The following is an 8615-nucleotide window of genomic DNA, read 5'->3' as shown; positions in this document are numbered from 1 at the left end:
CGCCGACGAAGTCGGCGACCGTGTCCCGGACGGCGTGCTTGTGCGCCACACACGCTTTGTCACCTGCGATGTCTGCCGGCGGGTGTTCTGGGAAGGCTCGCACTGGAAGCGGATGCGGGCGCGCATCGAAGACCTGATGGACGGTGAAGCCGGCGCGCCGCCGGTTCCGGCCCCGGGCTAGCGAGGGAAACGGGGCAAACCCGGGACCTGCGTACAATACGCGCCTCGGCCTTTGTGTCTCCATTGCTTCAGGAAAAACGCGTGAAAAAATTCGACCTCGAAAAAAACAAGGCGCTCAAGCTCGCCAACGAACTGAAGCAAGGCAACGCGGCACGCTTCGGCGTTCCCCCCGAGCCGAAGCTCGACAAGCGTGAACAGCGTCGTCTGGATCAGGAAAAGGGATTGGTGCCGTTCGCGTGCAAGCTGGACAGCCATCTCGTCAAGCAGTTGCAGGAACACGCAACCCAGCACGAAGGCGGCATGAGCGAAGCGCTCGCCGATTTGCTGGTGAAGGCGGGACTGGAGCGCAAGGCTGCGAACTGATCAGCCATGTGTTGTCTGCAGAATGAAAAAAAGCCGTTCCGCTCGATGAGGGAACGGCTTTTTCTTCTTACGCCGGGGTCAGCTTTCCATCTATACGATGCTTCAGCCGAATCAGGCTCGCTTGTTATAAGCGTTGCACCATCCCTTCGATGCCACTTGCTTGCCCGCGAACATCGGACATGCAGCGTACGCGTCGGTCGCCTTCGCTTGATAGAACGAACAATTGCCGCAGTCCTGGCCGGCCGCGTAGCGCGGGAACTTGGACTTGTCGACGGTGGCGGCGTCTTCCTTGTAGCCGAGGCTCTTCGCCATGGGATCTGTTTCGGGCAGCTTGACCGGATCGGCGAAGGCCGTGCGCGAGACCGCCAGCGCCGATGCCATGCCAATGCTCGAGATCAGGAAAGTACGTCGGGTGGATTTCATTGATGTGCTCCGGGGTTCTGTGTATTGGGGGACGCCGTTCTTTTCGACGGCGATGTCCAAGAGCATAGCAACGGGGCGCGGCACGGCATCACTCAAATGGCGGAGATAAGAAACTCCGAAGGCGTCAAGAAACGCTCAGCATCCTCGCAACTTTCTCCGCGATCGCCAGGGAAGCCGTCAACCCCGGCGATTCGATACCGAACAGATTCACGAGCCCCGCCACGCCGTGCGCCGCGCGTCCCTGGATGATGAAATCGGCGGCGGGCTGGCCGGGCCCGGAAAGCTTCGGCCGGATTCCCGCATAAGCGGGTTGCAAGGCGTCATCGGGCAGATCGGGCCAATAGGCGCGAATAGCGGCGTAAAAGCCGGTGGCGCGCTGGGCATCGACGGAATAGTCGATCTTCTGGATCCACTCGACGTCCGGCCCGAACTTGGCCTGCCCGCCCATATCGATGGTGAGATGAACGCCAAGTCCGGCCTCGTTCGGCATCGGGTAGATCAGGCGGTCAAACGGCGTGCGTCCGCTCACGCTGAAGTAGTTTCCCTTCGCGAAGTAAAGCGGCGGCACATGGCGCGCATCCAGCCCGCGAATCCGCCGCGCAATGTCATTGGCGAACAGGCCGGCGCTGTTGATCACGCAATCGGCCTGGAATCGCAAAGGCGCATCGCCACCCGTCTCCACGATAAAACACCGGTCGCGCGCATCGATCTGCGTCACCGGCGTATGGAACGCCACGGTCGCGCCATCGCGTTCGGCGTCGCCTTGAAGCGCGAGCATGAACTGATGGCTGTCGATAATCCCCGTCTGCGGCGAAAGCATCGCCTCCACGCAGTGAAGATGCGGTTCGAGCGCCATTGCGTCGGCGCCGCTCACGCGGACCAGATCCAGGACGCCGTTTTCCACGGCTTTCTGCTGGATTGCGGCGAGCTGCGGCAACTGGTTGCGCGCGGTCGCAACCAGCAATTTCCCGCAGCGGTTATACGGGACGCCATGCGCGTCGCAATACTCGTAGAGCATCGCGCGGCCTCGCACGCACAACTCGGCCTTCAGCGATCCGCGCGGGTAGTACAGCCCCGCATGGATCACTTCGCTGTTGCGCGAACTCGTGCCAATCCCGACCGCTTCGCCCGCTTCGAGCACGATCACCTCGCGGCCGCGCGCCGCCATCGCTCGCGCGACAGCAAGGCCGACCACACCTGCGCCAATCACCACACATTCGATCCTGTCCATCTCTTCATTCTAGGCGAGCCCGGGCTCGATGCGTTGTTGCTGCATTTGTTGCGAGAAACACAATTACCGATCGGGACTCGCCGAAACTCGTATCATTTTCCGAAACAATCAGCTCAATTTCAGGAAAGATGGCCGTTTTGCCAGAAATTTGACAGTTTCAGGCCATATTTCGACCACTTTTTGCAGATTTCAATAAATCCGCCTGGTCAGAATCCGATCGCTTTCTTGCGGCTGCCGTTAGCCAGTTCAATGTCTTTTGCCTGGACTTCGTGCCGGTTGTCGATGCGCGCATTGCCGAAAGCATTCAGCATCGCGCGCCGCATTTCACGGGGCGAGGCTTTCGTCAGCGCGTCGAGTGGTGCATCGCCGAGCGTTTCCGGGAAGCGCGCGCCCCAGGCGTGTGCGCTGCGGATCTCGTGATAGATCGATTGAGCGATACGGCGCGCACCATCGCGATCCGGCGGCGCGATCTCGTACACATTCATGCGGTTGAGCAGCGGTTCGGGGATCGTGTTTGCCTGATTCGCCGTTGCGATCCATACCACGTTGCCTGCGTTGATCGGAATTTCGGCGAATTCATCGATAAAACTCTTCGCCGTATCGTGTTCCAGCAGCGCGTACAACGCGCCGAGCGGATCGTATTGGGCGTCGCCGGTGGCTTTGTCGATTTCGTCGACCGTCATGACCGGGTTTGCGTAGCTGCCGTTGACGAGCGCATCGAACACCTTGCCCGGCTTGGCGTTGCGCCATTGCGACGACGCGCCCGACAGAATCCAGCCGGCGGTCAGGGAACTCATTGCGAGGTAATGGCACGACGTGCCGAGCAAACGAGCAAGCTGTTTCGCGAAATGCGTCTTGCCGATGCCAGGGTCGCCCAGCAACAGCATTGGCATCAGTTCGAGCCTGTCCTCGGTTTCGAGACACAACGCGATTTGCTTGCGGATATCGTTCAACGGTTCCGCGAAATTCGGCAGATCCGCCACCAGATCGTCGATGGACGGCATCCGGTTCGGCTTCACGCAAAAGCGCAGATTGCCGGCTTTGAGCATTTTTTCGTAGGTTGAGCGCAGGGCTTCGCTGCCGCCTTCGCTCAGGTCGTTCAATGCGGTTTCGACTTCGTCCAGGTCGTAGACCTTGCTGAACGATGCCACGGCGAGTTCCTGTCTGACTACGGCGGTGCTCATTGCTTTTCCCCGTTCTGATGGTCGGCAAATTCAGTTTATCGGCCATAAAACGGCACGCAAGCGAGCACTCGCGGGGGTTTGCTGCCAATCGGGGTTATTGCGACAGCGTCAAGCAGATGAGGCGTTCCGCTTGTATGATCGTCGGGTTGAGCGGGTGCGAAACGTGCGTCGGCAGACGCCACGCTGGTTCCAGCAATGGCGGCCCACGTTTCAGTTTGTAATTTGCGCCATTGGCCGCAAGTATCTTTTGCGCGCCGAACGCCCAGGCAGCACGCATGTCGAAAACAGCTACCCGGATCGAACGAACGGGCGAGACGCCCGGAACAGAAAGGGATCAGGAGAAAAGCTCATATGTTGAAACACCAAACGGCCGCGTTGTTTTTTTGCGCTGCAGTCGCAGCACCTTTCAGCGCTCTCGCGCAAAACGCGCCGCCGCAGTCGGTGAAGTGGGAATTGCAGGTCTTGCAGGACGGCCAGCAGATCGACAGCTTTACGGGCACGACCGCCGTCGGGCAGGCTCGCACCGACACCCATCACCATGTAGTCAAGAACAATGTAGGTTGCGCAGACAAACCGGCAGGCGATATCGACCTGCAACGCACACTGACGCTTTCGCCCGTCCACGCCAACGCCGACGACATCACGCTTCAGATCGATGCCCAGGAAACCCTGCAGGACAGCTCGGCGCCCGTGACCGTTGCGGGCTGCAAGCTGCCGCCGCAGCCGCGTCAGGTCAACGCTGCGCACCCCGGACTCGTGCTGAAGCCGGGCGAATGGTCAACGTGGCAAATCGTCGATAAAAACCCGACGCTCACCTACAAAGTCCGCGCAACGCTCGCAACGGCTGCGCAGTAAGGGCAACACACTGATCGCATGCGAAATCCAGAACACATCAATTCCGGCATTCCTTCCACTCGCGAAATCCCCGACTTCGTGGCCGTGAGCTGGAACTTGCACAAGGGCCGCTCGCCGCTCGGTCTCCAGGCATGGAGCGCGATGCAGCGCTGGGTGCAATCCACCCGGGCCGATGCTTATTTCCTGCAAGAAGCCATGGCGCGCCGGATGCCGCAACCCGTGCTGGCGGCGAGCTTCGGCAATCTGCTCGACGCTCCCGCCAACGACCTCTGGCATTGCCAGGCGACCGAAATCGCGACTTCGCTCGATTTGCAGATCGCGCTCGGGCAGAACGTGTTCAAGCCATCGTGGCGGCACGGCAACGCGATTCTTTCGCCGCATCCGCTGGATCTGGGCGGACGCTGGGATATCTCGGCGCACCGGTTCGAGCGGCGCGGTTTGCTGGTCGCGCGCGCCACATTCGCCGGACGTTCGGTCACGCTGCTGTGCGCGCATCTGGCGCTGACGCGCGCCGCGCGATTGCGGCAGATGAACTGGATCGCGTTGTGGATCCAGAAAGAAGCGCCCGAAGGGCCGTTGGTCCTGGCCGGCGATTTCAACGATTGGCGCAACGATTCAGTGCCGCTTTTCGCCGAACTCGGCATGAGCGAAGTGGCGACCATGCTCGGGGAATCGGGGCGCACCTACCCGGCCTTTTCACCGGCGCTCGCGCTCGACAAGATGTTCGTGCGCGGCATGAAACCGGTCGAATGGATCACGCCGACGCAAGACACCGCGTGGCTGTCAGACCACCTGCCATATATGGCGAAGCTGCGAGTGGAGTGAGGCTTTTTTAAGCCTGCGAAAATTTATCGATGATCACGGTTTCTATTGCCGTGAACGACACGGGTTTGACCAGATGATGGTCGAAACCGGCGTCATGCGCCTTCTGACGGTCGCTGTCGGCGCCGTAACCCGTCAGGGCAATCAACAACGCTGACTTCGTCACTTCGCGCGTGCGCAGGTCGCGCGCCACCTCGAAGCCGTTCATTCCCGGCAAGCCGATATCCAGGATCACGACTTCGGGCGCGAATTCATCGACCATTGCGAGGGCGCTCGGGCCGTCGTGCATCACGCGAACTTCGTGGCCCAGCGTTTCGAGCAGCATGGACATGGCTTCGGCTGCATCGACGCTATCGTCGACGAGCAACACCCGGCGGGGAAGTCCAGAGTCGCCCAGTGCCCCGTCGGTGATGTTCATGATGCCTTTCCCCTCAATTTTGAGATTCTCGAATGTTCTAGCACGCCCAATGAATCGAGCGCGCGGATAATTTCGAGATGATACCGGGAAAGTGGGTCAGCGCTGATGTGTGCCGGAGTATGGTCGCCATCCAAAACTCGCCCGAACGCGTTCTCCGGGTTGCAGAACGCCGCCGCCGATGTCCTCCTGCGGCACGTCCAGATTCAGGAAATCCACCGTATTCGATACCGGTTCCACGCACAGCAAATCCGGGTGCGCGGCGGGCGCGTACAGGACCATGTGGGCGAACATGGCGTCGGCGGTGAGAGTGACACTGCGGTTTTCGTCCGGCCACGCGATCGTCGCGGACCTCGACCAGCCGGCAAAATTGTTATCGAGGTCGAAGGCATCGGCGGCCATTCCTTCGTTCGATGCCAGCATTCCCGCGCTTTCATGCGCGCCCAGAAACGTGGGCAGGAGGTCCGGCGTTGCGTGCCACATTGCGCGGACGCCGGTGTGGATGCGCGTCGAGGGCGTGCGTGGATAGTACGGGTGGTGTCCTAAGCCGAAGGGCATGGGTTTATCGGCAAGATTGTGGATGGATAGCGTGACCAGCAATTCCCCGGCGTCGGTGAGTTCGATGCGCTGCGTTGCTTCGTACCGATACGGCCAGTGATGCGCCGATTCATCGCCCGGCGCGTGCGTGAGGCTCAATTCAACCGCATTTGCCGTTGTCCCGACCACGCTCCACGGCCGGCGCCACGCGTGACCATGCAACGCGTGATCGAAGGCGTTGCCATCGCGCGAAAGATCCACGGTCTCGCCATTGAAGACAAACCGCGCGTCGCGCAGACGGTTGCAATACGGCAGCAGCGGAAAGCTCGCCATGCCAAGCGGATTGCGCGCGGCAAGCGCTTCGGGCGACGCGGGCCTCAGCCAATGCAGCCGCTCGCCCTGGTCGGTCAGGTCATAAAACGCAGCAATCGCCCCGCCGATATGCGGCGCGATCGACGCCCGCCTGTTTCCGGCGCGAAGCTCGATCAGCGCCGGATCATCTGCCATCTGCACGGCCCGGTCGGCGTTCAATATGCGAACCGCTGGTAGCTTTCGTCGAAGCTGCGCGGCGTCCGGTCGACTTGCGGGTTGTACCGGAGCAATCGTTTTGCGCGAGGCGGAAGCGATTCGAATGTCGAACGCGGCACTTGAACCTGAACCTCCGGCCGGAAATACCACGAACGGCTATAGCCGATAACGACCATCGGCCGAGGGTTATCGGTGAAATTGGGTGTCCCCCGATGCACACCGCGCACATCGCGAATCATCACGTCGCCCAGTTTCATGGGCACGCGTTCGGAAGGGAATTTGCCGTCGGCGAGGCCGGCGAGCGCATCTTCCCGCGATATGCGGTGCGTCCCGCGTGTCGTTTCCAGCGAACCGTTCTGGTCATCGACGTCGACGAGCGGGAAATTGACCGCCAGTTGAAACGACGGCGTTTCAGGGACGCCATCGAACAAAGGCGGCGTGTCACGGTGCCAGTCCTGGAAGTCGGAACCGCGCACGGGGGTATCGGTGGCGAGCTGGCACATCACCGGGTCCGGACCTGCGATACGTTCGACAATGCCAAGTACGTCGTCATCGCAAAAAATGGCGGGGTCGGCAAACTCGCCTTCGAACGGCAGCGTCACGTAATATCGGCCCGGGCCGCGATTGCCACTGCCGCCTTTTTCGCGAGCCTCGTCAACGTGCGGCGTGAACAGCGGCTCGAATGCCGCGCGCCATGCATCGAGCGTTGCGCGCGGAAAGTGGTCGGGCAACAGCACAAAACCGTCGCGCTCGAAATCTTCCGCAAGCGCATTGCGAGCGCGCTCGTCGTAGCGGGCCATCGTCGTCTCCTTGAATTGCGCCACGTCGTACGGCGCGGTCGGCGCGCGTGAGTTCACCTCTGGCCACTCAAGCGCACGCCCCAAGAATCGCACGGCCAGCATCATGTCGTCAATATTATTAGTAATAACACTTAGACACCCTCGATTCCATCAAACGCCAAGCGTACCAATGGTTTCGGAGCGTTGCTCGCAGGAAATATTAATGCTACCGTCTGCGACATCCAAAGACCGCTTCATCGCGTCTTATTGCATCGAACAAGCCGTTTTTTCGCGGCCCGAAAAATGAAAAAATCCACGCAACGCCGCCCGACGATGACGGACATCGCGAAGCTGACAGGCGTCTCGCAATCGACCGTCTCACTCGTGCTGAACAACGCAACGAGCGCGAAGTTCTCCGACGCCACGCGCAACAAGGTGCTGAAGGCAGCGCAGGATCTCGGCTACCGCATGACGACCCGAGAACCGCTGGACGCCACGGTCCCAGCGGAAGAAAAGAACCTGATTGTTTATCTCGCCGACGAAATCTCGACGAGCCCGCATCCTGTCGTGAATATTGACGGCGCACGCGATACGGCGTTCGCAAACGGCCGCATGCTCGCGGTGTATTCAACGCATGGCAACGCGGAAATCGAGCAGCAAGTCCTCGATGCCACGCTGACGAATCCGAACGTGCTCGGCGTGATCTACGCGACGGTGTACACGCGTAAAGTGAGCTTGCCGGCGGCGCTGTCCAAGGTTCCAACCGTGCTCCTAAACTGCTACACAAGCGATACAGAGCTTTCATCGGTCGTTCCGGCCGAGGTTGCGGGCGGCCATGTCGCGACCGACTATTTGCTGAATGCGGGGCACCGAAGGATCGGTTATGTGAATGGCGAACCGTGGCAGGACGCGGCGCGCGACCGGCTGAAGGGATACCGGATGGCGCTGTCCACAGCCGACTTGCCGTTCGCGCCGGAACTCGTCCGCGAAGGCGACTGGAGCTCCGGTTCGGGCTTCGAACAGACGCTTTCGCTGATGCGCGAACCAAACCCGCCGACCGCGATTTTTTGCGCAAACGACCTGATGGCGCTGGGTGCAATCGAGGCGCTCAAGCAACTCGGATTACGCGTTCCAGAAGACGTTTCCATACTTGGCTACGACGACCAGGAAATCGCACGGCACACCCATCCGCCGCTTTCCACGGTCGTCTTGCCCAACTACGAACTCGGCCGATGGGCGGTCGAAACGCTGCTGCAGGAAGAGCACAACCGCGCCGCTGGCGCACCGCTCCACCAGCA

The 8615-nt window shown here is 60.8% G+C and carries 11 protein-coding genes; 5 read left to right on the top strand and 6 right to left on the bottom strand.

What is annotated here, in order from left to right; translation table 11 throughout:
• Both ACRXB1_RS23565 and ACRXB1_RS23560 read left to right on the top strand, forming a co-directional pair.
• Nucleotides 1-181, top strand: a 181-nt coding sequence (locus tag ACRXB1_RS23565; protein WP_449493389.1) for a Mut7-C RNAse domain-containing protein, incomplete at its 5' end; no start/stop codon positions are given.
• A gap of 80 nt (nt 182-261) precedes the next feature.
• On the top strand, nt 262-543 hold the full coding sequence (locus tag ACRXB1_RS23560) for a hypothetical protein (RefSeq protein WP_062001009.1): 282 nt from the start codon (nt 262-264) through the stop codon (nt 541-543).
• Nucleotides 544-654: 111 nt separating this feature from the next.
• Here the strand turns inward: ACRXB1_RS23560 and ACRXB1_RS23555 are convergent, their stop codons facing one another.
• From ACRXB1_RS23555 to ACRXB1_RS23545, 3 genes are all read right to left on the bottom strand, one after another.
• Nucleotides 655-966 carry a high-potential iron-sulfur protein gene (locus ACRXB1_RS23555; RefSeq protein WP_062001010.1) on the bottom strand — a complete coding sequence of 104 codons (312 nt, stop codon included), beginning with the start codon at nt 964-966 and terminating at the stop codon, nt 655-657.
• A 124-nt stretch (nt 967-1090) separates the two neighbouring features.
• Nucleotides 1091-2197: an NAD(P)/FAD-dependent oxidoreductase gene (locus ACRXB1_RS23550; RefSeq protein ID WP_062168199.1), complete on the bottom strand. Its 1107-nt coding sequence runs from the start codon at nt 2195-2197 to the stop codon at nt 1091-1093.
• 206 nt (nt 2198-2403) lie between these two features.
• Nucleotides 2404-3381: an AAA family ATPase gene (locus ACRXB1_RS23545; protein ID WP_062000523.1), complete on the bottom strand. Its 978-nt coding sequence runs from the start codon at nt 3379-3381 to the stop codon at nt 2404-2406.
• Between the two features lie 351 nt (nt 3382-3732).
• On the opposite strand from ACRXB1_RS23545, the gene ACRXB1_RS23540 reads away from it, so the two are divergent.
• Nucleotides 3733-4236, top strand: coding sequence for a hypothetical protein (locus tag ACRXB1_RS23540; protein WP_062000525.1), 504 nt, complete (start codon nt 3733-3735; stop codon nt 4234-4236).
• Between the two features lie 18 nt (nt 4237-4254).
• Nucleotides 4255-5061, top strand: coding sequence for an endonuclease/exonuclease/phosphatase family protein (locus ACRXB1_RS23535; protein ID WP_449493388.1), 807 nt, complete (start codon nt 4255-4257; stop codon nt 5059-5061).
• A 7-nt stretch (nt 5062-5068) separates the two neighbouring features.
• On the opposite strand, the gene ACRXB1_RS23530 is transcribed toward ACRXB1_RS23535, so the two are convergent.
• The 3 genes from ACRXB1_RS23530 to ACRXB1_RS23520 all read right to left on the bottom strand — a co-directional run bounded on the left by ACRXB1_RS23530 (nt 5069) and on the right by ACRXB1_RS23520 (nt 7395).
• The gene (locus ACRXB1_RS23530; protein ID WP_449493387.1) at nt 5069-5476 is read right to left on the bottom strand and encodes a response regulator; all 408 of its coding nucleotides are present in this window, start codon (nt 5474-5476) and stop codon (nt 5069-5071) included.
• A 96-nt stretch (nt 5477-5572) separates the two neighbouring features.
• Complete coding sequence (locus ACRXB1_RS23525) at nt 5573-6517, bottom strand: aldose 1-epimerase (protein WP_449493390.1); 945 nt, start codon at nt 6515-6517, stop codon at nt 5573-5575.
• Nucleotides 6518-6537: 20 nt separating this feature from the next.
• On the bottom strand, nt 6538-7395 hold the full coding sequence (locus ACRXB1_RS23520; RefSeq protein WP_231941282.1) for a phytanoyl-CoA dioxygenase family protein: 858 nt from the start codon (nt 7393-7395) through the stop codon (nt 6538-6540).
• Nucleotides 7396-7620: 225 nt separating this feature from the next.
• On the opposite strand from ACRXB1_RS23520, the gene ACRXB1_RS23515 reads away from it, so the two are divergent.
• Nucleotides 7621-8615 (top strand): LacI family DNA-binding transcriptional regulator (locus ACRXB1_RS23515; protein WP_449493386.1); only part of this gene is annotated, 995 nt, incomplete at its 3' end.

The sequence above is a fragment of the Caballeronia sp. M23-90 genome, from assembly GCF_053574605.1.
The sequence above is the reverse complement of the archived record's forward strand: the minus strand, read 5'-3'. Positions and strand labels throughout refer to the sequence as shown.